Below are 25,341 nucleotides of genomic sequence, written 5' to 3' on the forward strand. Positions count from 1 at the left end.
GCCCCATGAGCAGTAACGACACCCGCCACGTCCAGGTCATGATCGTGGGCAGCGGGCTCTCCGGCCTCGGCACCGCCATCCGGCTCAGCCAGCGTGGCCTGTCCGACTTCGTGGTCATCGAACGCGGCCCCGATGTCGGCGGAACCTGGCGCGACAACACCTATCCCGGTGCGGGCTGCGATGTGCCCTCACACCTGTACTCGTATTCGTTCGCGCTCAATCCCGACTGGTCCCGGTCGTTCTCACCGCAGCCCGAGATCGAGCAGTACCTGCGCACCGTGTCCGAACGCTACGGCGTTCGCGACAAGCACCTCTTCGACTGCGCGCTGACCGCGGCCCGCTGGAACGACGCCGACGGCCGCTGGGACATCGAGACCAGCAAGGGCACCTTCACCGCCGACTTCATCGTTTCGGCGGCGGGTGTGCTCGCCGAGCCGAATCTGCCCGATATCAAGGGCATCTCGAGCTTCGAGGGCGAGATCTTCCACTCCGCGCGGTGGAACCACGACGCCACTCTGGCCGGCAAGAAGGTCGCCGTGATCGGCACCGGTTCCTCGGCGGTGCAGATCGTTCCGTCGATCGCGCCCGAGGTGGAGCACCTCGACGTGTACCAGCGCACCGCCACCTGGGTGATGCCGCAGATCTCGCGGCCCTACCTCGGGCTGGAACGCTTCGCCTTCAAGCGCGTTCCGGGCCTGCAACGGTTGATCCGCGCGCTGATCTACATCACGCGCGAGCTGTTCGTGATCACGCAGGTGAAGTATCCGTGGACCGGCATCGTGCTCGAGACCGTCGGGCGATTCAAGATGCGCTTCGAGATCCGCGACCCGGAGCTGCGCCGAAAAGTGCTGCCCCAGCACCGGATCGGCTGCAAACGCATGCTCGTGTCGAACAAGTTCTACGGCGCGCTCGACCGTGACAACGTCGACGTCGTCACCGACGGCATCGCCGAGGTCCGCAGCGGATCGATCGTGTCCGAGGACGGCACGGAGCGGGAGGTGGACGCCATCGTGCTGGCCACCGGCTTCCACGTCGCCGATTCGCCGACCTTCAACCTGTACACCGGCCGCGACGGCCGGACCGTGTCCGAGGCAGCCGATGCCGAGGGCTACCAGATGTACAAGGGCACCACGGTATCCAATTTCCCCAACATCTTCTTCATGCTCGGCGCCAACTCCGGGTTGAACTACACCTCGCTGATCTACATCATCGAATCCCAGATCAACTACATCGTCGACGCGATCACCACGATGGAGCAGCGCAACCTGCAATCGTTCGAGGTCCGACTGGACGCCCAGCTCGAATACAACAGGCAGCTCCAGCCGAAGATGGCCCGCACCGTGTGGGTCAACGGCGGCTGCACCAGCTGGTTCCTCGACAAGCACGGCAACAACTCGGCGCTGTGGCCGGACTTCAGCTTCAAATATCGGCGCGCGGTGCGCACGTTCGACATCGACGCCTACGACACCACCACGAAGACCCGGTGACCGCACCGCAGGGACGCCACTCGCGCGTCGCGATCATCGGAGCCGGGTTCGCCGGGTTGGGGGTGGCTATTCGGCTGCGCCAGTGGGGTATCACCGACTTCGTCGTCTTCGAACGCGCGAGTGATATCGGCGGTACGTGGCGTGACAACACCTATCCCGGCGCCGGGTGCGATGTCCCGTCGCAGCTGTATTCGTATTCGTTCGCCCGCAATCCGCACTGGACGCACTCGTTCTCGACGCAGCCGCAGATTCAGCGGTACGTCCACGACGTCGTCGACCGGCACGGGGTACGCGATTCGGTCGTCCTCGAGTGCGAGGTCACCGGCGCGCGGTGGAACGACGACACCGCGCGCTGGGAGATCCAGACCAGCGACGGCGCCTACACCGCCGACATCATGGTGTCGGCGGCCGGCCCGCTGAGCGCCCCGAAACTGCCCGATATCAAGGGCATCGGCACGTTTCGTGGCCCGATCTTCCACTCCGCGCGCTGGGATCACGAGTTCGAGCTCGCGGGCAAGCGCGTCGCGGTCGTCGGTACCGGCGCGTCCGCGATCCAGATCGTGCCCTCCATCGCGGGCGAGGTCGCCCGGCTCGACCTCTATCAGCGCAGCGCGCCGTGGGTGCTGCCGCGGATGGGCCGCAGATACACCTGGCTGGAGCGCCTGTACTACCGGCGAGTTCCGGGTGCGCAGCGGCTGGCCCGGATCGGGGTGTACTGGGTGCGTGAGTCTTTCGTGCTCTGGCAGTCCAAGTACCCACCGCTTGCCGACTTCTTCTCGTTCGGTGCGCGAATGAAGATGTGGTGGGTGATCCGGGATCGGGAGCTGCGCCGCAAAGTCACCCCCGGCTACCGTCTCGGGTGCAAGCGCATGCTGATCTCGAACGTGTACTACCCCGCGCTGGCCCGCGACAATGTCGAGGTAGTCGTCGACGGCATCGCCGAGATCCGCGAACAATCCATCGTGGCCGACGACGGTACCGAACGCGAAGTGGACGCCGTCGTGCTGGCCACGGGATTCCGGATCACCGACTCGCCGACCTACGACCTGATCAGCGGGCGCGACGGGCGCACCCTGTCCGAGGTGTTCGGTGCCGAGGGCATGAGCGGGTACAAGGGCACGACCGTCGCGAACTTCCCGAATCTGTTCTTGATGATCGGCCCGAACTCCGCGTTGAGCTACACCTCGGCGGTGTTCACGATCGAATCCCAGATCAACTACGTCATCGATGCCGTGCGGACGATGGCTGCCGGTGGCCTGCGCACCGTCGAGGTTCGCGAGGACGCGCAGACCTCGTACAACCGGGAGCTGCAGCAGAAGTTCGACGGCACCGTCTGGAACACGGGCGAATGCACCAGCTGGTTCGTCGACGAGAACGGCCACAACGCCACGCTCTGGCCGGATTTCAGCTTCCGATTCCATCGGATGCTGAAGACCTTCGACGTCGAGGCTTACCGGACGACCCGGTCAGAATGAGTTCTGCCGGGAGCTGACGGCCGGCGGTCGCGACGAGGCCCGCAGCGGGTTCGCGGTGGGGAAGGTGATCGAGGGCAGAGTCACCCACATGCGAACCCGGGTGCCGTTCTCGTCGTGGTCGAAGGTGAGATCCTCGGTGAGCACCCGCATCATCTCCACGCCGCGACCGCGATAGCCGGGATCGGTGGGCGTGGGAATCCAGGCGCCGTTGTCGGTGATCTCCAGGACCACCCGGTCACCGTCGCAGCGGGCCGTCAGGCTCACCCGACCCGGTTCGGTGTCGCGGTAGGCGTGTTCGACGCTGTTGCTGCAGGCCTCGTTGGCGGCCGCGACGAGGTCGGCGGCCAGGTCGTGCGGAACCGCGGCGGTGGCGAACCAGCGGTAGAGGCCGCGGCGCACCCCGGCCAATTCGGTCGCGGCAGCGGGGAAGTCGAGACTCAGCGGCTGCGGGGGCTGGCGGTAGACGACCATGGCGACGTCGTCGTCGTAGCCCGCGGGCGGGCACAGCCGCGACAGCACGGCGTCGGCCACGTCGCGGGGGAGTGCGGCACCGGTTTCGCTGAGCACGTCGGCGATCTTGACGAAGCCCTCGGCGATGTCGTACCCGCGCTGTTCGACCAGGCCGTCGGTGAACAGCACCAGGGTGGCACCGGGCGGGAGCGCCGTGGTGGCCTCCGGCCTGCGCGGGGTGTCGAAAGTGGCCAGAGGGACCGCGCGCCCACCTTCCAGGATCCGGCCCGGCCCGCCGGGAGGTGCGAGGACGGGCGGCATGTGGCCCGCGTTCGAGTACCGCACCATCCCGCGCTCCGGGTCGAGCACCGCCGCGCACACCGTCGTACACATGGCGCCGGGGATCCGGGAGGCCACGGCGTCGAGTTCGGCGAGCAGCTGTGCCGGTCCGGCGCCGCGCAGCAGCAGAGCCCTTGCCGCGGTACGCAATTGGCCCATCACCACGGCGGCCGACAGGCCACGGCCGACGCAGTCGCCGACGACGACGCCGATGGTGCCGTCGCGCAACGGCACCACGTCGTACCAGTCGCCGCCGATCTCCAGTGGTGGCAGGGCGGGTTCGTAGTGCACCGAGAACCGCGGCGGCAGTTCGATCGGTCCGAGCATCGCCCGCTGCAGGGTGAGCGAGGTGGCGCGCGCCTGATCGAAGTTGCGGGCGCGCTGCAGTGCCACGCTGAGATGACCGACGAGCAGTGAGTACAGGGCCCAGTCGGCGGCGCTCACCGCGCGCGGCGCGCCGAAGCGCACCCACAGCGCCGCGTCGCCGGTCTCGCCGAGCGGTGCGACGACCGCGTCGACCCCGCCCTCGTCGCCGGTGATGGCCGCGAGACCACGGGCGGATTGCCTGCGCGAGCGATCGAGCAGGGCCTGGGTGTCGTCGTCGAGCACGACCGGGCCGTCCGCGCGCGGGCCGCTCTGCCGCATCGGCGTCGCGGTGAATTGTGATGCGGTGCCGTAGGTTTCGGGTGCAGGCTCCGCGTCCGGGCTCGACGGCGTCACGCCGCAGGAGTAGACATCGGGGCGTCCGGTCCGGCTCGGCCAGATCGCGACCAGCGCGGTCTCGGCGCCCATGGTCCGGCGCAGCTCGTCGAGTCCGACCGTGAGGACCTCCACCATGCTCGTCGCCGCGCCGACGGCGGTGGCCAGGCGCGAGGCGGCCTGGTCGCGCGCCTGTGCGTCGTGTTCGGCGGTCACATCGCGCACGGTGCCGACGAAGATCCGCTCGTCGTTCTCCTGCTTCACCAGCGAGCTCGCGCTCACCGCCAGCCAGCGTTCCCGGCCGTCGCGATGCCGCACCGGCATCACGAATCGCGCTGCCTCCGTGCCGATCTGGGGGTAGCCGGTGCGATCGCTCAGCGCCCAGGGATGCGGGAGCTGGAACGGTACCTCGTTGGCGCCGTAGCCGGTGAGCACCCCGAACGCCGAGTTCACCTCGACGATGGTGCCGTGGTCGTCGGCGACGAAGAACCCGTCCTGCAACGATTCCACGAGCGCGGTGCGAAACGCGTCGCGGCCCGCGAGATCCTCCGCGCGGGAACGCTGCTGCTCGTAGCGGCGGGTGCCGTCGAGATAACCGCGGGTGGCGATGTCGAGGGCCGCCATCGTCTGCAACAGGAATTCCAGTGCCACTTCGGCGCGGCGCGGATCGGCCTGCGTGCCGGCGTCCTCGGCGACGGCGCGGAAGTGATGCTCGGTGAGATCGAGCAGGCTGATGCCCTCCACAAGGGCCCGCCTGCCGAGGTCGTAACCCTCCGAGAGGCCGGCCTGGCCTGGTGCGGCGACGTGGCGGCGCATAGCCGCCGAATAGTCGTCGAGAAATGCGACCAGGACAGCGCTCATCGGCAACCTCTCATCGGCCGGGTCGGTGCGAACAGACCGCGGCGTCGGGGCCTCACGGGCACGGCCCACGGAAACGCGCCGCCAGCACCAGCGCGTCGTCGGTGTCCTTCGCGTCGCGGGCGAGCAGATCGCCCGCGATGGCAGTGGCCGGTTTGGCCAGGTCCAGCGATTCCGGGCCGACCGCGACGATCCCGTCGGTCGCCATCAGCAGCAGATCGCCGGGGCGGATCGGCAGCGTCTGCGGCTGTAGGTGCGAGGGCAGCCGGTATCCGACGATGCCGCCGGTGAGCAGCATCGTGGCCCGCAGTTCCGGACCGGCCGGGCCGAGGGTGAGCAGTCGCGAATCGACGTTGCCCACGCCGAGCCATTGCAGCGTCTCGCCCGGCTCGATCAGCGCCAAGGACACCGCCGCGCCGCGAGTTTCGACCATCGCGCGATGACAGAGCACCATCAGCACATCCAGCGGTTCGCCACAGTTCTCGGTGAGGATGACCGTCGCGCGATCGGCCGCCTCGGCCGCGGGCGCGCCGTGCCCGAGCCCGTCGAGCACCGCGAACAGCACACCGGCGCCGGTGTCGAGCACGAGCGCGCGGTCACCGGAGACGTCCTGGCCGGGCAGCGCCCGACCGGCCGTCGACCACTCCATGCGCCCGATGATCCCGTCCTCATGCAACGTCGGGTACCCACTTCCACATCTCGATCAACGTCCCGCGGCCCGGGGCGGAATCGATGGTGAGGCGGTCCATCAGCCTGCGCGCGCCGGGCAGTCCGAGTCCGAGTCCGCGGCCGGTGGAATAGCCGTCCTCCAGCGCGCGGGGAATGTCGCGGATACCGGGACCCTGGTCCTCGGCTTGGATGACGAGCGCGCGGCGACCCTCGCGCAAGTCGATGAGCAGCCTGATCTCGCCGCTCCCCGCGTAACTGGTGATGTTGCGGGCGATTTCGGAGATGGCGGTGGAGATCATGGTGCGGTCGGTGAGGGTGAAACCGAGGTCACCGGCCAACTCGCTCCCGGCCTGCCGGGCGGTGACGATATCCTCGGACACCTTGACCGCGATCGCCACTTGCTCAGCGGCCACTGTCGCGACCGTCTCGTCGCCGCGGGTGCCGATTCAGCCAGGAGAGGCCTTCCTCGAGATCCAGCGCGGTGTGCATGTCTTCGAAGGTAAGGCCCAGTTGCACCATGGCGAAGGCCACTTCGGGTTGCAGCCCGACGATGACGGTTTCCGCGCCGCGCAACTGGGTCATGTGCGCGATCGTGCGCAACGAGCGCGCGGCGAAGGAGTCCATCACGTCGATGGCGGTGACGTCGACGATGATGCCGGTCGCGCGATAGCGACTGACCTGCTTCATCAGGTCGTCCTGCAACCGCTCGGTGTCAGCGTCGGTCAGGGCCGACTGTACCGAGGCGATCAGGTACGTGCCCTGCTTGAGAATAGGTACCGGCATGGTGGCTTGGTCAGCGCCCGTCCCGCTCGCTCAAGCGCTCGGTCACCCGGGAGACCTCGTAGCCGAGGAGACGTTCGGCCTCTTCGATACCGCCCTGCAGGTCGCCGACGGCGTTCATCTTGGACAGGTCGAGGCCGATGGTCACCAGGGTCAGCGCGATCTCCGAGGACAGGCCGGTGATGATCACGCTCGCGCCCATCAGACCGGACGCGTCGACGGTCTGCACGAGGTGGTTGGCCACCACGGAGTCGATCGCGGGCACACCGGTGATGTCGATGACGACCACCTTGGCGCGATTGGCGCGGATGGCGCGCAGCAGCTGCTCGGTGAGCTGGCGGGCGCGCTGGGAGTCGAGCACACCGATGATCGGCAGGATGAGCAACTGCTCGCGGACCTGCAGCACCGGGGTGGACAGCTCGCGGATGGCCTCTTGCTGGCGGCTGATGACGCGCTCGCGCTCCTGCACGAACGACACGGCCACGGTGTTGGCGATGCGGTTGGCGGCCGGTTCGTAGGCGTCGAGCACGCGGTTGAGCAGCTCGAAGTTGGATTGGTACTTCTCGAAGAGGCTGCGGGCCAGCACGTCGCGCAGCAGCAGCACGATGCCGATGACCTCGTCGGTCTCGACGCCTCGCGGAATGATGCGCTCGGACAGGTCGCGGGCGTAGGCCTGCAGTGCCTCGACACTACCGGTGACGAGCACCTCGACGTAGTTGTCGTACATCGACGTCGCCTCGGAGAAGATCTCCTCCGGGGTCATCGCGGTCAGCAGTTCGGCTTCGGTGATGCGCCGTGCCCACTCTTCCCGCAGCCCGGTGCGGTTCTGCCGCAGGTGCTCGACCAGCTGCGGCAGCAGATTGTCGAGCGGTTGCGCCGGCAGCGAATCCGCCGAAAGACTCGTGGACACCTCGGACATGGAAACCCCTGCCCCTTTCGACGACGGACGTTTTCGGTGCGCACAGTGCGCGTTGAGCCTGAGCCTACTCATACCCCCTCTGTGGTGCTGCCCAAACGTGGCGCGCCCGGCTATTCCGGGGCGAACCCGCGTTCCAGCGCGCGCAGTGCCCGGTCCAGATAGACGGTGAGGTCGGTGTCGCCGCGCTCGAGCCAGGCATCGAAGGCGGCTCGCGCGGCGGCGAGGGTGGTACGCCCGATGGCGAGTGGGATCAGCTCGCCTGCGCCCGTGCCGAGGCGGCTCGCGGCGAACTCGCCGACGGCGTGTTCCCACGCGTCGTAGTGCGCCCCCGCACCCGCCGAGAGGGCGGGGACGCCGGAGACGAGCCGCATTCTGGTGCGCAGTTCGGGGATGTCCTCGGGGCGATATCTGTTGGCCGCCACCACGATGCGGCGCACCGCCGCCATCATCGGCTCGTCGCCGGGGACGGCGGCGAACGCGGCGCGCAGGTCGTCGACCTCGTTGTCGAACTGGTGCCACAGCACCTCGGCCTTGGAGGGGAAGTAGCGGAAGAACGTGCGTTCGCTCACCCCGGCCTCGGCGGCGATGCGTTCGACGGTGACGTCGTCGAACCCGTGTTCGGCGAACAGCTTCATCGCGATCACCTCGAGTTCGCGGCGGGTGGTGCGGGGCGGACGCCCGCGATGCCCCGACTGCTTCGGAATCGACATCGGTGCGCGCGGCGGCGGGGCGGACATGGATACAGGATAGGGAGAGCTCTCGACCTGCACGTGCTCTTGATTATGTCAGTGACTGACGTTAATGTTGGCGCCATGTTCGTGGCGCACCTCACATCGTCCGAGGCCGGTGTGCGCGCCGCCGAGGGAGTGATCCTGGTCATTCCGCTCGGCGCGACCGAGCAGCACGGCCCGCATCTGCCGCTGTCGACCGACAGCGATATCGCCTCAGCGGTGGCCCGGCGGGCCGCGGCCGGGCGAACCGATCTGCTCATCGCGCCTGCCGTGGCCTACGGGGCCAGCGGCGAGCACGCGGGGTTCGCGGGCACCTTGTCGATCGGACAGGCGGCGCTGGAACTGCTCGTCGTCGAACTGTGCCGCTCCGCCACGGACACCTTCTCGCGGATCGTGCTGGTCAACGGGCACGGCGGCAACGTGGAAGCGCTGCGCCGAGCCGTCGCCCTGCTGCGGTCGGAATCGCGCGACGTGCGTCTGTTCTCGCCCGGCTACGGCGGCGACCCCCACGCCGGGCGCACCGAGACCTCGATCCAGCTCGCGCTGCGCCCCGACCGGGTGCGCACCGAACTGGCCGAACCGGGCGACAGCCGCCCGCTGGCCGAACTGCTGCCGCTGCTGCGCGCGGGCGGCGTGCGGGCAGCCAGCCCCAACGGAATCCTCGGCGACCCCACCGGATCGAGCGCCGAAGAAGGCGCGAGCCTGCTGACGATCGCCACTACCGCATTGCTGGAAGACCTGCGCCGATGGTGGCCGCAGGATCATGAGGAAGGACCCCGATGAATCCCTGGTTCGAGACCGTGGCCGAGGCGCAGCGACGCGCCCGCAAGCGCCTGCCGAAGTCGGTGTACGGCGCGCTGATCGCCGGATCGGAACGCGGACAGACCATCGAAGACAACCAGACCGCGTTCACCGAACTCGGTTTCGCCCCGCACTGCGCCGGTCCGATCGGCGAGCGTGACCAATCGACCACGGTGCTCGGTCAGCAGGTGTCGATGCCGGTGCTGATCTCGCCGACCGGCGTGCAGGCGGTGCACCCCGACGGTGAGGTCGCCGTCGCCCGCGCCGCCGCGGCCCGCGGAATCGCCATGGGACTCAGCTCTTTCGCGAGCAAGCCCGTCGAGGACGTGGTCGCGGCCAACCCGGCGACCCTGTTCCAGCTGTACTGGTGTGGCAACAAGGATCAGATCCTCGAGCGGATGGCCAGGGCGAAGAAGGCCGGTGCGGTGGGCCTGATCCTCACCCTGGACTGGTCGTTCTCGCACGGTCGTGACTGGGGCAGCCCGGTGATCCCCGAATCGCTGAACCTGCGCGCGATGATGAAATTCGCACCGCAGACCCTCGCGCGCCCGCGCTGGCTCGCGACCTACCTGCGCTCGGGCAGCATCCCCGACCTGACCGCGCCCAATATGGCGATCGGCGGCGGCGCGGCCCCCGGATTCTTCGGCGCCTACGGCGAATGGATGCAGACACCGGCACCTGATTGGGACGATGTCGCCTGGATCTGCGCGCAGTGGGACGGCCCGGTGCTGCTCAAGGGCGTGATGCGGGTCGACGACGCCCTGCGCGCCGTCGACGCGGGCGTCGCGGGCATCTCGGTGTCCAACCACGGCGGCAACAACCTCGACGGCACCCCGGCCGCCATCCGCGCCCTGCCGGTGCTCGCCGACGCGGTCGGCGACCAGATCGAGGTCCTCCTCGACGGCGGTATCCGGCGCGGCAGCGATGTGGTGAAGGCGGTGGCGCTCGGTGCGCGCGCGGTGCTGATCGGGCGCGCCTCCCTGTGGGGTCTGGCGGCCAACGGCCAGGCCGGCGTCGAGAATGTTCTCGACATCCTGCGTGGCGGAATCGATTCGGCGTTGCTGGGTCTGCGCAAGACCTCGATCACCGACCTGACCCGCGACGACATCATCGTGCCCGCCGGCTTCGAACGCGCGCTGGGCGTCGTTTCGGGTCAAAAGAATTCCGGCAACGGGGATTTCGCCACCAACGGAACAGTCGTGAGCGGCGCCACTTCTGGATAGTATCGGCGGTTGTTCATCACCGCCGAGGGGGAATTTCGTGAGTGTGGTTTCGGAAATCGAGGGTTCGCGCCGGCGAATCATGATGTCGCGCAGCGTGTCCTACACGCTGCCCGCTGTGGTGGCGGTGGCGCTGGTCTCGGCCGGATGTAGCACCGCCACGCCGAAACCGGCACCGCGCGCGGCGTCGACCACGCTCACGACCACCTCGAAGCCCCCGACGACGACCTCGCGGGCGACCACGACGACCTCGACCGCCGCCACCACGGCGTCGGTCGGCGTCTGCGTGGACAAGACGACCAACGTCCGCGTGGCCGACGACCAGTGCGACACCAGCGACACCAAGTACTCGCGCTTCTGGTATCAGCACACCGACACCTTCGTGTACCCGGCGATCGGCGTCGCTGTCGCCCTGGCGGCGGGCAGTTTCCTGCGTCCGAGCAGCGGCGACGTCTTCGATCGCGGCGCGCCGGCCAAGGGCGGCACCGTCGCGCGCGGTGGGTTGGGCAAGGCCCGGCCCGACTCCTCCGGCGGGGGCGGCAGCGGCAGCGGCGGGTCCTAGTCCTCGCCGGGCGCGGCGGTCTGTAGCCGGCCGACCGGTTCGGCCGGCTTCGCGCCGCGGTGATGATCGACGAGCACGTCGTAGATCTCGGCGAGGGTCGCGAGCTGGTCGCGATCGAGCACATCGATCATGTGCTTGCGTACGCTGCGCACATGGGCGGGCGCGGCCGTGGTGAGCAGTTGCCCGCCGGTCGGGGTGAGCTTGGCCACGGTCCGGCGCTGGTCGTGCGGCATCGTCTCGCGCGAGACCAGGCCGCGCTTCTGCATGCGGGTGATCTGATGCGAGAGCCGGCTCTGCGACCATTCGAGCGCGCAGGCCAGGTCGGCGAACGTGAGCCGCTGACCCGGCGCGTCGGCCAGGTAGACCAGCACGGAATATTCGACATAGCTCAGGTTGGCTGCCCGGCCGGCGTCGCGCCCGATCGCCGCGGCGATCAGGTCGCGGGTTCGGACATAGCCCAGCCAGGCACGCATTTCGACATCATCGAGCCACTGTGGATCGGTCACGATCGAGCTCCAGATTCTGAAGGTGCAGGCTTCGGATTGAACGGTGCACTCCCGCCACCGCCCGGAGAATGGGTAGCACCGTTTGGGTTGAACGTGCAACCTCGATGTTAGTTAGGGTCGGCTGGCAACCTCACATAGGGTTGCCTAACCGTCGTGCGGGTGTGGGTGGTCGATAGGCTGCGGATTGCTTTGTGACCAGCCCTGCCTGGTGCTCCGCAGTGTTGCGGTGCCCGCCCTGCCCGAAGGAGTGCGATCCGTGACCGCGCCGGAGTTCCGCTATTCCGATCTGCTGCCCATCGGCGCCGACGAGACGCCCTACCGCCTGCTCACCAGCGAGGGGGTCAGCACCTTCGAGCACAACGGGCGCACCTTCTTGCAGGTGGAGCCCGAGGCGCTGCGGCTGCTGACCGAGACGGCGATTCACGACATCAGCCACTACCTGCGCCCCGCGCACCTGCGGCAGCTGCGCAAGATCATCGACGACCCCGAGTCCTCGGGCAACGACCGCTTCGTCGCGCTCGACCTGCTCAAGAACCTCAACATCTCCGCCGGTGGCGTGCTGCCGATGTGTCAGGACACCGGCACCGCGATCGTGATGGGCAAGAAGAGCGAGGGCGTGCTCACCGGTGCCGACGACGCCGAATGGCTCAGCCGCGGCATCTTCGACGCCTACACCAAGCTGAACCTGCGCTACTCCCAGCTCGCCCCGATCACCATGTGGGACGAGAAGAACACCGGTACCAACCTGCCCGCTCAGATCGAGCTGTACTCGACCGAGGGCGACGCCGACAACCCGGTGTACAAGTTCCTGTTCATGGCCAAGGGTGGCGGTTCGGCCAACAAGTCGTTCCTGTACCAGGAGACCAAGGCCGTCCTGAACCCCGAGCGCATGCTCGAGTTCCTCGACGAGAAGATCCGCTCGCTCGGCACCGCGGCCTGCCCGCCGTACCACCTCGCGGTGGTCATCGGCGGCACCAGCGCCGAATTCGCCTTGAAGACAGCGAAATACGCCTCCGCGCACTACCTCGACAACCTGCCCACCGAGGGCTCGATCACCGGTCACGCGTTCCGCGACGTCGAGCTCGAGGAAGAGGTCTTCCAGCTCACCCGTGAGTTCGGCATCGGCGCGCAGTTCGGCGGCAAGTACTTCTGCCACGACGTCCGCGTGGTCCGCCTGCCCCGCCACGGCGCCTCCTGCCCCGTCGCCATCGCGGTCTCCTGCTCGGCCGACCGCCAGGCCCTGGCCAAGATCACCAAGGACGGCATCTTCCTGGAGCAGCTGGAAACCGAACCGGCCCAGTACCTTCCGGAGCAGACCGCCGACATCCTCGGCGGCGATGTGGTGCAGATCGACCTGAACCGCCCGATGGACGAGATCCGCGCCGAGTTGTCGAAATACCCGGTGAAGACCCGCCTTTCGCTGACCGGCCCGCTGGTCGTGGCCCGTGACATCGCGCACGCCAAGATCAAGGAACGGCTCGACGCGGGCGAACCCATGCCGCAGTACCTGCGCGACATGGCCGTCTACTACGCCGGTCCGGCCAAGACGCCCGAGGGGTACGCGTCGGGCTCGTTCGGTCCCACCACCGCGGGTCGCATGGACTCCTACGTCGACCAGTTCCAGGCCGCGGGCGGCTCCATGGTGATGCTCGCCAAGGGCAACCGCTCGGCCCAGGTCACCAAGGCCTGCGACGAACACGGCGGCTTCTACCTCGGCTCCATCGGTGGGCCCGCCGCCCGCCTCGCCCTGGACTGCATCAAGAACGTCGAAGTCCTGGAATACGCCGAACTCGGCATGGAAGCGGTCTGGAAGATCGACGTCGAGGACTTCCCCGCGTTCATCGTCGTCGACGACAAGGGCAACGACTTCTTCGCCGAGACCGCCAAGCCGATCGCCCTGCGCGTGCGCACCCGTTCCAAGGAACGCGTGTAGGCATCCGGCCTCGATACCCCGGTGTCCGCTGCGGCGGGCGCCGGGGTTTTCGTCTGTTCCGTGGGCCCGGCGACGACCGACACCCCGGTGTAGTGTGACGCACGGCATACGATGGACTGGCTTGACAGGGGTGCGGATTGGCGAGCGGTGGAGTTCCCCGGGGGCGGGCGACGCGGAGTGCGAAGCTGGGGCAGTTCGCCGCCGGGCAGGCGGTGCGTGAGGTCGGGCGCCGGCTGTCGATGATCGGGCGCACCGACGAGGCGCGGGAGGTGCTGGCCGAGCGGTCGGCGATGATGAAGGCGCAGCAGATCGTCGCGGTGCTGGGGAGTATGAAGGGCTCGGCGATGAAGCTCGGGCAGATGGGCTCGGTGCTCGATCTCGACTTCGTTCCCGAGGCGCATCGCGAGCAGTTCCGCGCCCAGCTCGCGGCCCTGCAGGACCGGGCGCCCGCGATGCCGTTCGCGACGATGCGGGAGGTGATCGAGGACGATCTCGGTCCACTGGCGCGGACCTTCGCCGAGTTCGGTGAGACATCGATCGCGGCGGCGTCGATCGGGCAGGTGCACCGCGCGCGACTGCACGACGGACGCGTCGTCGCGGTCAAGGTGAAGTACCCCGGGGTGGAGCGTGCCGTCCACGCCGACATCAGCAATCTCGAGTTCCTCGGCAAGATGGCCCGCACGGTGCTGCCGAGCATGGCCGATACCGGTGTGCTGGAGGAGGTCGCCAGCAATCTGCGCAGCGAACTCGACTACGAGCGCGAGGCCCGGACCCAGCATCGGGTCGCGCAGCGCTATCGTGGCCATCCCTTCATCACCGTGCCCGACAGCATCGAGGAATTCTGCACGCACAATGTGCTGGTTACCGAATTCGTCGAAGGGCACCCGTTTTCGCATATCCAGACGCTGCCTGCCGCCGAACGCGACCGGCTCGGCGAGCTGATCTACCGCTTCTACATCGCCGGGTTGTTCGCCGACAACGAGTTCTGTGGCGACCCGCATCCGGGCAATGTGCTCCTGGCCGACGACGGCAAACTGGCCTTCGTCGACTTCGGCCTCTACAAGGAGATGGACCCGGCACACGTCGAGTTCGAGCGCTCGGTGCTGCGGGCCGCCGCGGAGGGCCGGGGCGAGGATCTGTTCGCCGCCTGGCTGGGCCGGGGGATCATCGACCCCGATTCCGAGGTCACCGTGGAGGAGAGTCTGGCCTATGTCTGGGCCGCCACCGGCTGGCACCTGCTCGACGAGGAAGTCACGATCACCCCGGAACTGGCCACCGGTGCACTACTTCTCGCCGTCGACCCGCGCGCGTCGGACTTCCAGGGCATGCACAAACAGCTGCTGCCGCCCGAGCACGTGTTCTCCCGCCGCGCCGACCTGTTCACCTTCGCCACCCTCGGACAGCTGCGCGTCACCGCCAACTGGCACCAGCTCGCCCGCGAATGGCTCTACGACGAACCCCCGCAGACCGAGATCGGCCGGGCGATCGAGCAGTGGCGCCGTGGTCTCGACGACCGGCCCGGTCGATAGAATCCGCCTATGAACCCTGTGCTCGGCCGCGTGGCCGACCGCCTCCTGGTGACCATGACGGCCGCCGCTGCGGTGACCGCCCTCGGCATCGGTACCGCCGACGCCCGACCCGAGCCGCGCGAACAGTTCCAATCGGCCGCGGGCACCGAGGGCCTCGACCCGTCGCTCGCCGCCGCCTACACCCTGGCCGAACAGCAGGCACACGCCGAGAACGTGCCGCTGTCGATCACCTCCGGCCATCGCACCTACGAGCAGCAGCTGTGGCTCTGGCAGGACGGTGTGGCCACCTACGGCAGCCCCGAGGAGGCGCGACGCTGGGTGCTGCCGCCGGAGGAATCCACCCATGTCTCGGGCCGTGCCGTCGATGTGGGCCCGCAGGTGGGGGCGCAGTGGCTCGAGGACAACGGCAACCGGTGGGGACTGTGCCGGACCTTCGACAACGAGTGGTGGCATTTCGAGCTGGTGACCGCGCCCGGTGCGCCGTGTCCGCCGCGGGTGCCGGACGCGAGTCAACGCTAGCGCCGAACCGGCCGTGAGTTCAGCGCAGCCCGGCGAAGAAGGTCCGGATGTCGGCGACGTGCGCGGCGGGTTCCTCCATCGCGACGAAATGGTTGCCCGGATTGCTCGTCGGCCAGTGGGTGATCTTGTTGCCGCGGTCGGCCAGTGCGCGCATGAGCGGTGAACCGCCACCGTAGACGCCGGTCGGCACCACGTTCTGGTCGGTGGGCCAGCCGAACCCGCCGCCGGTGCGCAGCCCGTCGTACATCGGCCAGGACGAGGTGCCTGTGGTCTGGGTGAACCAGTACAGCGCGATGTTGGTGAGCAGATGGTCGCGCTCGATCACGTCTTCGGCGCGCTCGGCCGTGTAGGCGAACTCCTGGAACTTCTGCATCATCCACGCGAGCAGCGCGACCGGTGAATCGTTCCAGCCCGCCGCGAAGGTTTGTGGCGCCGCCCGCAACAGCGCGTGGTGGTCGACGCCGCCGGTCATCCACTGCTGCATGTCCGCCCACTGCGCGCGGTCCTCGGCCGACATCACCGGCACGTCGGCCTCGGTCGGCATGCCGATCCCGCCGTCGAGATGGACGCCGATCACGTGCTCGGGGGCGGTCAGCGCCATTTCCGGCGCGATGTAGGCGCCGAGGTCACCGCCCTGGGTGCCGTAGCGGCCATAACCGAGCCGGTCCATGAGGCTCGCCCACATCGCGGCAACCCGGGCAGTGGTCATCCCGGGTTCGCGCGGCGCTGCCGAGAAGGCGAAGCCGGGGACGGACGGGATCACCACGTCGAAGGCGAGTGCGGGATCGAGGCCGTGGGCGCGCGGATCGGTGAGCGGGCCGATGGTGTGGGTGAACTCGACGAACGAGTTGGGCCAGCCGTGGGTCAGCAGCAGCGGCACCGCGTCGGGCTCGGGGGAGCGCACGTGCACGAAATGGACGTCGAGGCCGTCGATCTCGGTGATGAACTGGGGAAACGCGTTCAGCGCGGCTTCTTGTGCCCGCCAATCGAATTCATTCGCCCAGTAGGTGGCGAGCTCGTTCAGGTACTCGGTGGGGATGCCGCGTTCCCAGCCCTCGCCCGGCAGCGGAGCCGCCCAGCGGGCCCTGCTCAGCCGGTCGTGCAGATCGTCGATGTCGGCCTGGGGGATGTCGATGCGGAACGGGCGGATGGTGGTCATCGGGACTCCTCGTCGTCGGTGTGATGTCGACGCTATCGACCATCTAGGACAGTTCCGGTCCTAGATCTGCGGAAGAATGGACACCATGACCGACACCGCTGCCCGTCTGCTCCGACTGCTCTCCCTGTTGCAGATGCCACGGGAGTGGCCGGGCAGCGAACTGGCCGACCGGCTCGGCGTCACCGATCGGACCGTGCGACGCGACATCGATCGCCTGCGTGACCTGGGCTATCCGGTAGTCGCCGCGATGGGTGCGGCCGGCGGCTACCGGCTCACCGCGGGCTCGGCGCTCCCACCGCTGATCCTCGACGCGGACGAGGCCGTCGCCGTCGCGGTGGGGCTGAGAGTCGCCGCGGGACAGGCGGTCGCGGGCATCGAGGACGCGTCGGTGCGAGCCTTGACCAAACTCGAGCAAGTCCTGCCCGCGACACTGCGCAGACGAGTGCGCGTGGTCGGCGCAGCAGTCGTGGTCCGAGCGGGCGAGGGCCCCACCGTAGACCCGGAGGTCCTCACCACCCTCGCCGCCGCCGTCACCAACCGAGAACGCCTCCGCTTCACCTATCGCGACGCCACCGGCGCCGAATCCCGCCGCCACACCGAACCCGCGGGCGTCGCCGCCGCGGGCCGCCGCTGGTACCTCGTCGCCTACGACCTCGACCGCGCCGCCTGGCGCAGCTTCCGCGCCGACCGCATCGAAACCCCCCACCCCACCGGTGCCCGGATCGCCCCCCGCGACCTCCCCGCCGCCGACCCGTCCGACTACGTCGCAGGCCGCCGAACCGACTGGGCCACACCCGAATACCAGGTGGATGTCACCATCGAAGCTCCACGCGGCCGAATCGCAGGCCGACTCGGCGAGGAACCGGACACCCTTCGCGCCGACAGCAACGCCACCTGCCGCCTCATTGCCACCCGAGACGACGACCCCACCTGGCTCGCCGGGCAACTGACGTCCCTGGGAGTGCCGTTCCGCGTCCATGATTCGCCGGAACTGACCGCGGCATTGCGTGCGCTCACGAGTCGACTGCAAGCCGCCCTGGGTGATCGAGCGACCGCCCGTGCTCGTTCGAGCGTCTCGGATCGTCACCGATGAGGTTGCGGCCATCGACCATCTGTTCGTGCGGAAAGCGGCCCGGTAACTCTCCCCACCTGCACCGGGTTCGACAGCCCGAGGCAGGTGGGGAGAACACTCAGGGGCGGGCGGCGACGGCTTCGACCTCGAACAGGACGTCGGGGGTGGCGAGGCTCGCGACGCCGATCAGGGTTTGGGTGGGCGGGGTGGTGCCCCAGTGCGCGTGGACGGCACCGGCGATGGGGCCCAGTTTGCTGACATCGTGATTCACGACGTAGGTCCGGAGCTGGACGACGTGGCGGAGGTCGAGGCCGTGGGCGGCCAGGGCGGTGGCGATGTTGCGGAAGGTTCGGTCGACCTGCTCGGTGAAGTCGGGGGAGACCACTGCGCCGTCGGGTCGGGATCCGTACTGTCCCGAGACGAGAACCAGTTCGGTACCAGCGGGGACGACGGCGGTGTGGCTGTAGCCGAAGGGAGTCGGGTCGTGCAGGCCGTCGGGGTTGACGAGGGTGTGCGGCGCGTGTTCGGTGTTTGTCATGCCGATGAACCTGCCAGGAATACACGACATCCTCTGTCGTGTATTCCTGGCATAGTTTTCGCGTATGCGAGCTGACCGGTTGGTCTCCCTGGTGCTGCTGTTGCGGCGGCACGGTCGGCTGTCGGCGGACAGCCTGGCCCGCGAACTGGAGGTGTCCACCCGGACCGTGCTGCGCGATATCGAGGCGCTGTCCACGGCGGGCGTTCCGGTCTACGCCGAACGGGGCAGGCACGGCGGGTTCGCGTTGCTGCCCGGGTTCCGGACCGAGCTGACCGGGCTGAACCACGAGGAGGCGCTCGCGTTGCTGATCGCCGGATCACGGCGTGGCGCACAGGCATTCGGGCTCGGCTCGGCGCTCGCCTCGGCCATGCTCAAGGTGGTCGACGCCCTGCCGGAAAGCTATCGGGAGACCGCGAGCGACGCGGCCGAACGATTGCTCATCGATCCCGAGACCGATCTGCTCTCGCGCCGATTGGACGCCGAGGAGCTGCCCGACACCCTCCTCACCGAGGTCCGGCGCGCGGTGCTCGCCGGACACAAGCTACGCATCCACTACGCGGCCGTCGACCAGAGCCCCGAATGGCGCACGGTGGACCCGATCGGCCTGGTCACCGTCCGAGGCCAGGGCTACTTGCTCGCCACCAGATCCGGCGCGGACCGCACCTACCGGCTGTCGCGGATCGTGGCCGCCGAGGCGCTCGCCGAACCGGCCCGGCGACCGGACCGGGTCGATCTGGACCGGGCATGGCGGGAGCGCGGCGCCCGCTTTCGCGCAGGCGGCGATCTCGTCACCGTGCGGGTTCTGGTCGATCCGGCGCGGCGCGAGGAGTTGGTCGGCACCGCGGTGGCCGTCCACCGCGAAGAAGCGGACGACGAGGGACGCCTGCGGCTGGAGGTGGCCTTCCAGGATCGCCGACACGCCGAATGGGCGATGTGGCAGCTCGCCGCGAACGCGGAAGTCGTTGACCCGCAGTGGTTGCGCACCGCCTTACGTGACCGTGCCGCAGCGATCGCGGCCAGGTACGCGGTGTCATCAGAACGATGAGGCCCGCGCCGCATCCGACCGCCGCGGTTGCGCTGACACGCTGTGCGCGGGTGGGAGCGGTCGCACCGTACGAGGCTGCCGCCAGTCGTGGACGGGACGCGTCGGCGAACCCGCAGCGCTGATCAGCCCACCCGGGCGGGTTCGCCCGGCATCCCTTCCAGGGTCAACCCGCCCTCGATCGTGTTCGGGACGCGGCGGCGGTTGGGCGAGCCCAGCGCCGTGGTGAGGTCACCGCCGTCGTGCTCGGCGAGGAGCTCACCGCTGTCCCAGACGAGCAGGGTCGCGCTGACGGTGTTCTCGGCGGTGGAGTGGGCCAGGTCGTAGTGCGCGCAGCCGGGGACGTGGGCGTAGGTGATCCACAGGTCGTAGCCGGTCATGAACAGATCGAGGTCGAATTGCACACTGAGACCGAGCAATTCGCTGCGCCCGTTGTCGTCGACGCCGGCGAAGGCCTCATCGAGCGCCAGCAGGCGAGGGGCCTGCGGGTCGGCGGAGTCGAGCATCACGTGGGCGGCGGCGAACAGGGGCAGGTGCAGGGAGACCGACTGTTCGCCACCGGAGAGGGCGCTGTGCCGGGCGACGGTGAGTTTGTCCTCGGTACCGTCCCCGGAGATGAGCGTGAAGGAGAACACGCGCCAGGTGCGGTAATCGAGGGTGGCGGCGAGGATTTCGGGGTAGGAACGTTCCGGGTGCGCGGTGCGGGCCGCGCGGATCTCGGCGGCGAAGTGGGCGCGCACCGAGCCGAGGTCTTCCGGGCTCAGGGCGGTGGTTTCGCGGTCGAGGAGTTTGCACATGGTGCGCGCGGACTCCGACAGGCCGTCGGCGAGGATCCAGTGCACACCGATGGTGTTGCCCGACGACATCCGTCGCTGCTTCATCTCCGCGCCCATGCGGGAGATGAGTTCGCGTGCGTCGGTGGTGCGTTCGTGGATCTGCTGGGCCAGGCCGGTGAGCAGCGCGTCCTCGAGGATGCGTCGTTCGGCATCGGTGAGCAGCAGTTCCTGGTCGCGGCGGGCGGCGTCGATGCGGGCGGCGAAGTCGGCCAGGGCCGCCTGGCCGTTCTCGTCGTGGACGGCGACGACGGTGAGTCCGTCGGCGGCGTCCCAGTTCAGCCGGTAGTCGCGGCCGGACGCGGTGAGTGCGGCGTCGAATTCCTGGAGAGCGCTGGTGACCGCGGACCGGGTGGACTTGCGACCCGCCTCGGTGGCGCGTACCTGGCTGGTCGCGGTGTCGAGGTCGGCGTACAGGGCGGCCACCTCGTCGGGCAGCACCACCGGATCGGCTTGCGGCCCCGCGGCGACGATGCGGTATTGCAGTTGCTCCGGGGTGGACCACGCGGCATCGCTGCTGGGCCAGCGGTGTTCGACCGAGGCGCCGAGCAAGCTCAACAGGTCGGGCCGGGCGTAGGGTGCCAGTGAACGCACCTCGGCGAGCACTTCGGTGAGTGCGGTGGCGAGCGCTTCGTTGGCGGTGCGATAGGCCGCCTCGGCATCACCGACCGCCTCGATGGCGGCATTGGCGGCCTTGCGCGCGGCCCGCTGCTCGGCCTTGGCCGCCTCGATGGCACCGCGAGCCAGGTCGAGATCGCGATCGATATCGGCGGCGCCGGCGCCCAACGCTTCGCGCAACGTGTCGAGTTTGCGCTGCTGCTCGGTGAAGCCCAGCCGGGCTGCCTCGGCCTCTTCGGCGAACGCCTCGGCGAGTGCGCGGGCTTCGTCGTGCCGGTCCGTGCCCTCGCGTTCGCGTTCGCGTTCGCGCTCGTGTTCGGCGCGCAGCCGCAGCAGGCCGGTGCCGGTGTTCTCGAAATGGCGGATCGCGGCGGCCAGCGCGTCGAGTTCGCGTGCCTCGCGCGGGGTTCGGTGCGCCTGGGCGGCGGCGCGCGCCTTCTTGTCCAGGGCCGCGACGTCGGCGACGGTCTGGTCGAGTTCGCGCTCGGCCTGGGTGGCAGCGTCGACGCGCGAGCGCATCAGGCCCGCGGTCTCGGCGACCACCCGCAAAGCCGATGTCACCGTCGACGGGCGTGGCAGAGACTTGGCGGCGGCGGCCAACGCGGCCAATTCCGCAGTGGCCGAGGAATCTTCGGCTCGCGCGGCGTCGTACTCGGCAGCGGCCGTCTCGATCGCCGCTTCGATCTCGGCGAGCCGGGCCTCACGCCTGCGGGCCCGCGCGGTCGTTCCGATGAACTCGGCCTCGGGCTTGTGATGGTGGCCGACGAGAACGCCCTGCCGGAAGGACCCAGCGGGGCAGACGACGACCTGCGGTGTGTCAGCGGTGGTCAGCGCGGTGAGGGCGGAGACCGCACCTGTCTTCGGAGGCCCGGCGTCTCCGGGAGCTGTCACGCTCTCGGCGGAGAGCGTGTGTTCATCGTTGGCGCGGTCCGCTGGGGTAGACGCGTGCAGCGCGATCGAGGCGAGTACGGCAGAGACGGTATCGGTCGGGATGGTGAGTTCGGCCGAATCCTCTTCGGCGACAAGGACATCGGCGAGGGTGCGGCCGGTTGGTCGCTGGTCGGCGGGCAAGGGCAGCAGAAAGTGACCGGAGTCGATCTCGGCCGGCAGCGTCGGGCCGCAGATCCAGCTGTCGAGGAGACCACCGGACTGCAGTGCCGCTTCGATACCGGCCGCGTCGTGCGCAGAGACCGCATCGGCGAATCGCACCAGCCGCCACAGCGGCGCACCCGGAAGTCCTTCGCGGACAGCGGCTCTGGCGGGATGCGGCGGTGGAGCATCGTCGCGCTGGGCCGCGATCCGCTGGCGCTCGGCGACCAGGGCATCGCGACGCGCGGCAGCGGTGGTGGTGCGCGAGCGCGCCTCCTGGCGGCGGGTGCGGATCTGTTCTCGGAGCGGCTCGCACCACTCGGCCAAGACCTCTGATGCGGACGGAACATCCTCCACGCCCGCACCGGCCATCGCGGCGTCGAGCGCCGCGAACAAGCCGGTCCCACCGGCGGTCACCTTCGGCACGCTGGTGCTCGCAGTGCCCTGGTCATCGGGATGCGCGTCCGTGCGCCCACCTACCGGCCCGGCTGCCGGGTCGCCGGCACCGATCGATCTGTCCGACTCGACCATGCCACCGGTGTTGTCCACCGACACGCTCGCCGGCTCGGCGACAGCGGCGAAGATCTCGGTGTTCGCGTTCCACCAGGTGCGCAGGGTGGCGGCGGATTCGCTGCGGGCCAAGGCGACGGCGGCTTCGGCGTGCGCGACTTCGGCGGCGGCCGCGTCGCGCAGTTCGATGGCGCGTTCGGCCAGTCGCTCGGAGCGGGTGCGGTCGGCGGCGGCGGTTTCCCACTTGCCCACCGCTTGTCGCACGGCACGGACGTCGGCGTCACGTTCCTCCGCGTGGCCCCGGACCGCCGCGGTGAACTGGTCGCCGCGGCCTTCGGCGCTCGGCGGGGTCCACTCGATGCCCGCCTCTTCGGCGGCGGCGCGGACGGCGTCTTCGCCACGGACGAGGGCGGCGGCGGCCGTGCGCACCGCTTCGGTGGCGCGGGAGGCTTCTTCGGCGCGCCGTTGCAGCGTGTGCGAGGCTTCGGCGGCCTTGTCGCGGTGGGCCGCGGCGGAGGATTCGAGGCGGCGGACGGCGTCGGCCAGATCGTCGAGTTGCTGTTTGCCCTCGTACGCGCTGGAGCGCTGGAGGTTCTCGCGGTCGGCGATGGCCTGTTCGTAGGCCTGGTCGGCGTTGTCGGCCCTGGTCTCGGCTTCGGTGCGTTCGGTCTCGCGGCGGGTGCGCAGGGCGGTCGCGGCGAAGAGCGCGGTGGCGGCGAAGGTGGCGGCGTCGAGTCGGCTGCGGAGCTGGTCGACATCCGTTTTCGCCTGTACCGCAAGGTATTTGCGGTACACGTCGACGAAGCGGCGGGTAGCGGTGTCGGCCTGGACGAGACCGTCGAGGGTGCGGCCGACCTCCTCCATATCGCTGAACGACCGTGCGGCGTCGAGGATCATCTGCTCGTCGAGGGGGCGAAGGCCGTCGGTGAGTGCCTGGGAGAGACCGCGCGGGTCGAGGTTCTTGGCGAGCTGGGGCCTGCGCAGGGTGAGGATCAGATTGATCAGCTGGTCGTAGCGCTGCACGCCGAGCCCGAACATCCGCGCGTCGATCGCCGCCCGGTACTCCACGGGCCGGTCCACGATGGCGTCGCTGCCGATCTGCTCGGCCAGCTGCTTGCGGGTGAGCGGGCGGTCGTCGGGACCGATGAGGGAGAAGTCGACCCCGGCGCGGCCGTCGGCGACGAAGTACCAGCGGGTCACCTTGTCCGAGGAGCGGGTGGCCCGCATGCCGATGCCGACGGTGACGGTCTCGGGATCGTCCCAGCTGCCGCGCGCGAACTCCATCCACACATACGAGTAGGCCGATTCCTGCTTGCGGTAGAGCAGATTCGACTTCATGGTGCGTTCTTCACCGGCGAACGGATTCAGCCTGCGCGGTTCGATCCGCCCGTCCAGCACGAACGGGAACAGCACCTCCAGGGCCTTGGTCTTGCCGGAGCCGTTGGGCCCGCGTAGCACCAGACGCCCGTCGGCGAAACTGAACTCCTGGTCGCGGTAGTCCCACAGGTTGACGATGCCGGCCCGGGTCGGGACGAACCGCACTCCGCCGTGAATGAGTGACATGCTCAGACCCCTCCCTCTCCGGTGCTGCCGTCGGTATCGGCGGCGGTGACGAACAATTCCTCTGCCTTGCGCACCCGCACGGTGACCACCGCGCCGCGATACCTGGCCAGCGCGGGCAGGACCAGCAGCCCGTCCTCGACCGGCCGGATCAGCCGCAGCTTGGTGAGCAGCGCGAGTACCTCGGTGGTGAGCCCGACGGCATCGGCCTGCCACTGGGCGGCGAAGGTCGCGCCGTAGCGGTCGGTGAGCGCGGTGACCGTGGTCCGCACCCAGGCGTGATCCAGGAACGGAGAGGTGACCGCTTCACCGGCCGCGTTCTCGTCGTCGACGAAATCGGTGGTGGCAGTGCGGGGTTCGACGTCATCGGCGAGTGGTGTGAACACACCGGCCGTCGGGATGGACGCGTCGAGCTGGTCGAGCAGCGCGTCATCGGCGGTGAGCGCGCCGGGACGCCGGGGGATCGGGTTGTCGATGTCGAGCACCACGTCCGCGATTTCGCCGATCAGCAACAGCGCCACCTGTGCCAGGGTCCCGGTACCGGGGAATCGGGTGTCGGACAGCCGGCCCGAGGTGTCGATCAGGGCCACTCCCTCGGCCCGGCGCTCGGCTCGCAAGCCGGTGCAGTATTCGACCTCGTTGATCAGCCGGTCCTGGCCGAGTAGTGCGCGCTCGTCCTGCGACAGCTCCTCGAGATAGACGACCGGACGCTCCACCAGTGCCCGGCGAACCCGCCGGGCCTGATCGGACGGTGCCTGTTCGGTGTCCTCGGCCAGCAGGCCACGCACGCTGTGCAGGTGTTGCAGCGCTCGCGGGGGCCGGAACAGCGCGAAAACCACCGGCCGGTCGATGTCGTAGAGTGCCTCGCCCGCCTCCGGGTCGCTGGCCCAGCCGCCCGCGTCGCCGTCGGCCAGGGTCAGCGCACCTCGCGCGCCCAGCCAGCCGACGGCATCGACGAAGGCGTCGCGATCGGCGGCCCGCTCGGTCGACAGGTCGAGGCCCTCGATCCGGCTCGCGTAATCGGCCACGTGCTCGGCCAATTCCGACAGGGTGATCTGGTCGCCGGCCCGGCCGAGCGCGGCCAGCGCCAGCGACAGATAGGCGTAGCGGCGGCGGTCGAAGACGCGATCGTTGACGCTGCGGGCGGGCCGGGCGTCGTCGAGCCGATCGTGCACCGGGTACAGCCGGGCCGTGGTCTCGGTGACCTCCAAGCGGTAACCGAACAATTCGGCCAGATCCTCGCGCAATTCCGTCGCCCACCGCCGAATCAACGGCAACGCGATCCGGTCGGGATACACCCGGGTGATGAGGTGATTGGCCAGCATCATTCGCGCCGCTCGCTGATAGCTGTCGAGTGCGAGCGCATCGATCCGTTGTCGCTTCACAGTCTCGCCTCTCGCGCCGGCGTCGGTCGCGCCGACCGGTGGACGCCGCGATCGAGCG

Annotated in this window: 22 protein-coding genes; 10 read left to right on the forward strand and 12 right to left on the reverse strand. The window is 69.2% G+C overall.

Annotated features, from left to right (window positions below; translation table 11 throughout):
• The first annotated feature begins 5 nt into the window (after positions 1–5).
• Positions 6–1,487 carry a flavin-containing monooxygenase gene (locus ACFWFP_RS06100; protein ID WP_379293424.1) on the forward strand — a complete coding sequence of 494 codons (1,482 nt, stop codon included), beginning with the start codon at positions 6–8 and terminating at the stop codon, positions 1,485–1,487.
• Positions 1,484–2,962 (forward strand): flavin-containing monooxygenase, encoded by a 1,479-nt coding sequence (locus ACFWFP_RS06105; RefSeq protein WP_379293425.1) that lies wholly within the window; start codon positions 1,484–1,486, stop codon positions 2,960–2,962. Before ACFWFP_RS06100 ends, ACFWFP_RS06105 begins: the two co-directional genes overlap by 4 nt.
• On the opposite strand, the gene ACFWFP_RS06110 is transcribed toward ACFWFP_RS06105, so the two are convergent.
• The 6 genes from ACFWFP_RS06110 to mftR form a co-directional block, all read right to left on the reverse strand.
• Positions 2,954–5,311 carry a SpoIIE family protein phosphatase gene (locus ACFWFP_RS06110; RefSeq protein WP_379293426.1) on the reverse strand — a complete coding sequence of 786 codons (2,358 nt, stop codon included), beginning with the start codon at positions 5,309–5,311 and terminating at the stop codon, positions 2,954–2,956. The genes ACFWFP_RS06105 and ACFWFP_RS06110 overlap by 9 nt on opposite strands.
• A 52-nt stretch (positions 5,312–5,363) precedes the next feature.
• Positions 5,364–5,957 carry a SpoIIE family protein phosphatase gene (locus tag ACFWFP_RS06115; protein WP_170112222.1) on the reverse strand — a complete coding sequence of 198 codons (594 nt, stop codon included), beginning with the start codon at positions 5,955–5,957 and terminating at the stop codon, positions 5,364–5,366.
• A 19-nt stretch (positions 5,958–5,976) separates the two neighbouring features.
• Positions 5,977–6,390 carry an ATP-binding protein gene (locus tag ACFWFP_RS06120; protein ID WP_056809992.1) on the reverse strand — a complete coding sequence of 138 codons (414 nt, stop codon included), beginning with the start codon at positions 6,388–6,390 and terminating at the stop codon, positions 5,977–5,979.
• Positions 6,380–6,760 (reverse strand): STAS domain-containing protein, encoded by a 381-nt coding sequence (locus ACFWFP_RS06125; protein WP_056809990.1) that lies wholly within the window; start codon positions 6,758–6,760, stop codon positions 6,380–6,382. Before ACFWFP_RS06125 ends, ACFWFP_RS06120 begins: the two co-directional genes overlap by 11 nt.
• A gap of 10 nt (positions 6,761–6,770) precedes the next feature.
• Positions 6,771–7,676 (reverse strand): STAS domain-containing protein, encoded by a 906-nt coding sequence (locus tag ACFWFP_RS06130; RefSeq protein WP_056809988.1) that lies wholly within the window; start codon positions 7,674–7,676, stop codon positions 6,771–6,773.
• A 110-nt stretch (positions 7,677–7,786) separates the two neighbouring features.
• On the reverse strand, positions 7,787–8,413 hold the full coding sequence (gene mftR / locus ACFWFP_RS06135; RefSeq protein ID WP_379293427.1) for a mycofactocin system transcriptional regulator: 627 nt from the start codon (positions 8,411–8,413) through the stop codon (positions 7,787–7,789).
• A 75-nt stretch (positions 8,414–8,488) separates the two neighbouring features.
• Here mftR and mftE point away from each other — a divergent pair, with 75 nt between their 5' ends.
• Together mftE and mftD are read left to right on the forward strand one after the other, a co-directional pair.
• The gene (mftE, locus tag ACFWFP_RS06140) at positions 8,489–9,190 is read left to right on the forward strand and encodes a mycofactocin biosynthesis peptidyl-dipeptidase MftE (RefSeq protein WP_379293428.1); all 702 of its coding nucleotides are present in this window, start codon (positions 8,489–8,491) and stop codon (positions 9,188–9,190) included.
• Entirely contained in the window at positions 9,187–10,431 is a 1,245-nt protein-coding gene (gene mftD / locus ACFWFP_RS06145; RefSeq protein ID WP_379293429.1) for a pre-mycofactocin synthase MftD, read from the forward strand. Before mftE ends, mftD begins: the two co-directional genes overlap by 4 nt.
• Before the next feature lie 99 nt (positions 10,432–10,530).
• On the opposite strand, the gene ACFWFP_RS06150 is transcribed toward mftD, so the two are convergent.
• Complete coding sequence (locus ACFWFP_RS06150; protein ID WP_379293430.1) at positions 10,531–10,722, reverse strand: hypothetical protein; 192 nt, start codon at positions 10,720–10,722, stop codon at positions 10,531–10,533.
• Here ACFWFP_RS06150 and ACFWFP_RS06155 point away from each other — a divergent pair.
• A complete protein-coding gene (locus ACFWFP_RS06155; protein ID WP_379293431.1) occupies positions 10,715–10,990 on the forward strand; it encodes a hypothetical protein in 276 nt (91 codons plus the stop codon). The two genes, ACFWFP_RS06150 and ACFWFP_RS06155, sit on opposite strands and share 8 nt — an antisense overlap.
• Here ACFWFP_RS06155 and ACFWFP_RS06160 read toward each other — a convergent pair.
• On the reverse strand, positions 10,987–11,496 hold the full coding sequence (locus ACFWFP_RS06160) for a MarR family winged helix-turn-helix transcriptional regulator (protein WP_379293432.1): 510 nt from the start codon (positions 11,494–11,496) through the stop codon (positions 10,987–10,989). The two genes, ACFWFP_RS06155 and ACFWFP_RS06160, sit on opposite strands and share 4 nt — an antisense overlap.
• A 256-nt stretch (positions 11,497–11,752) precedes the next feature.
• On the opposite strand from ACFWFP_RS06160, the gene ACFWFP_RS06165 reads away from it, so the two are divergent.
• The 3 genes from ACFWFP_RS06165 to ACFWFP_RS06175 all read left to right on the forward strand — a co-directional run bounded on the left by ACFWFP_RS06165 (position 11,753) and on the right by ACFWFP_RS06175 (position 15,477).
• Positions 11,753–13,429 (forward strand): fumarate hydratase, encoded by a 1,677-nt coding sequence (locus ACFWFP_RS06165; RefSeq protein WP_379293433.1) that lies wholly within the window; start codon positions 11,753–11,755, stop codon positions 13,427–13,429.
• A 137-nt stretch (positions 13,430–13,566) separates the two neighbouring features.
• Positions 13,567–14,958, forward strand: coding sequence for an ABC1 kinase family protein (locus ACFWFP_RS06170; protein ID WP_379293434.1), 1,392 nt, complete (start codon positions 13,567–13,569; stop codon positions 14,956–14,958).
• Positions 14,959–14,967: 9 nt separating this feature from the next.
• A complete protein-coding gene (locus ACFWFP_RS06175) occupies positions 14,968–15,477 on the forward strand; it encodes a M15 family metallopeptidase (protein ID WP_379293435.1) in 510 nt (169 codons plus the stop codon).
• 19 nt (positions 15,478–15,496) lie between these two features.
• Here the strand turns inward: ACFWFP_RS06175 and ACFWFP_RS06180 are convergent, their stop codons facing one another.
• Entirely contained in the window at positions 15,497–16,636 is a 1,140-nt protein-coding gene (locus ACFWFP_RS06180) for an epoxide hydrolase family protein (protein WP_379293436.1), read from the reverse strand.
• An 85-nt stretch (positions 16,637–16,721) separates the two neighbouring features.
• Here ACFWFP_RS06180 and ACFWFP_RS06185 point away from each other — a divergent pair, with 85 nt between their 5' ends.
• Positions 16,722–17,729, forward strand: a complete 1,008-nt coding sequence (locus tag ACFWFP_RS06185) for a helix-turn-helix transcriptional regulator (protein ID WP_379293437.1) — start codon at positions 16,722–16,724, stop codon at positions 17,727–17,729.
• A 97-nt stretch (positions 17,730–17,826) separates the two neighbouring features.
• Here ACFWFP_RS06185 and ACFWFP_RS06190 read toward each other — a convergent pair whose 3' ends face one another.
• On the reverse strand, positions 17,827–18,246 hold the full coding sequence (locus tag ACFWFP_RS06190) for a RidA family protein (RefSeq protein ID WP_379293438.1): 420 nt from the start codon (positions 18,244–18,246) through the stop codon (positions 17,827–17,829).
• 64 nt (positions 18,247–18,310) lie between these two features.
• Between ACFWFP_RS06190 and ACFWFP_RS06195 the strand changes: the two genes are divergently transcribed.
• Positions 18,311–19,291: a helix-turn-helix transcriptional regulator gene (locus tag ACFWFP_RS06195; RefSeq protein ID WP_379293439.1), complete on the forward strand. Its 981-nt coding sequence runs from the start codon at positions 18,311–18,313 to the stop codon at positions 19,289–19,291.
• A 122-nt stretch (positions 19,292–19,413) separates the two neighbouring features.
• Here the strand turns inward: ACFWFP_RS06195 and ACFWFP_RS06200 are convergent, their stop codons facing one another.
• Both ACFWFP_RS06200 and ACFWFP_RS06205 read right to left on the reverse strand, forming a co-directional pair.
• Positions 19,414–23,901 carry an SbcC/MukB-like Walker B domain-containing protein gene (locus ACFWFP_RS06200; protein ID WP_379293440.1) on the reverse strand — a complete coding sequence of 1,496 codons (4,488 nt, stop codon included), beginning with the start codon at positions 23,899–23,901 and terminating at the stop codon, positions 19,414–19,416.
• Between the two features lie 2 nt (positions 23,902–23,903).
• Positions 23,904–25,283: a TIGR02678 family protein gene (locus ACFWFP_RS06205; RefSeq protein ID WP_379293441.1), complete on the reverse strand. Its 1,380-nt coding sequence runs from the start codon at positions 25,281–25,283 to the stop codon at positions 23,904–23,906.
• Positions 25,284–25,341: the final 58 nt, after the last annotated feature.

The organism is Nocardia sp. NPDC060249 (assembly GCF_042728755.1).
In the GTDB taxonomy this organism is placed as follows: domain Bacteria; phylum Actinomycetota; class Actinomycetes; order Mycobacteriales; family Mycobacteriaceae; genus Nocardia.

Coding starts and splice junctions, on each gene's coding strand:
- ACFWFP_RS06115 (WP_170112222.1), bottom strand. CDS start 5,957: ATGGAGTGGTCGACGGCCGGTCGGGCGCTGCCCGGCCAGGACGTCTCC.
- ACFWFP_RS06185 (WP_379293437.1), top strand. CDS start 16,722: ATGACCGACACCGCTGCCCGTCTGCTCCGACTGCTCTCCCTGTTGCAG.
- ACFWFP_RS06175 (WP_379293435.1), top strand. CDS start 14,968: ATGAACCCTGTGCTCGGCCGCGTGGCCGACCGCCTCCTGGTGACCATG.
- ACFWFP_RS06130 (WP_056809988.1), bottom strand. CDS start 7,676: ATGTCCGAGGTGTCCACGAGTCTTTCGGCGGATTCGCTGCCGGCGCAA.
- ACFWFP_RS06100 (WP_379293424.1), top strand. CDS start 6: ATGAGCAGTAACGACACCCGCCACGTCCAGGTCATGATCGTGGGCAGC.
- ACFWFP_RS06190 (WP_379293438.1), bottom strand. CDS start 18,246: ATGACAAACACCGAACACGCGCCGCACACCCTCGTCAACCCCGACGGC.
- mftD (WP_379293429.1), top strand. CDS start 9,187: ATGAATCCCTGGTTCGAGACCGTGGCCGAGGCGCAGCGACGCGCCCGC.
- ACFWFP_RS06195 (WP_379293439.1), top strand. CDS start 18,311: ATGCGAGCTGACCGGTTGGTCTCCCTGGTGCTGCTGTTGCGGCGGCAC.
- ACFWFP_RS06200 (WP_379293440.1), bottom strand. CDS start 23,901: ATGTCACTCATTCACGGCGGAGTGCGGTTCGTCCCGACCCGGGCCGGC.
- mftR (WP_379293427.1), bottom strand. CDS start 8,413: ATGTCCGCCCCGCCGCCGCGCGCACCGATGTCGATTCCGAAGCAGTCG.
- ACFWFP_RS06180 (WP_379293436.1), bottom strand. CDS start 16,636: ATGACCACCATCCGCCCGTTCCGCATCGACATCCCCCAGGCCGACATC.
- ACFWFP_RS06110 (WP_379293426.1), bottom strand. CDS start 5,311: ATGAGCGCTGTCCTGGTCGCATTTCTCGACGACTATTCGGCGGCTATG.
- mftE (WP_379293428.1), top strand. CDS start 8,489: ATGTTCGTGGCGCACCTCACATCGTCCGAGGCCGGTGTGCGCGCCGCC.
- ACFWFP_RS06125 (WP_056809990.1), bottom strand. CDS start 6,760: ATGCCGGTACCTATTCTCAAGCAGGGCACGTACCTGATCGCCTCGGTA.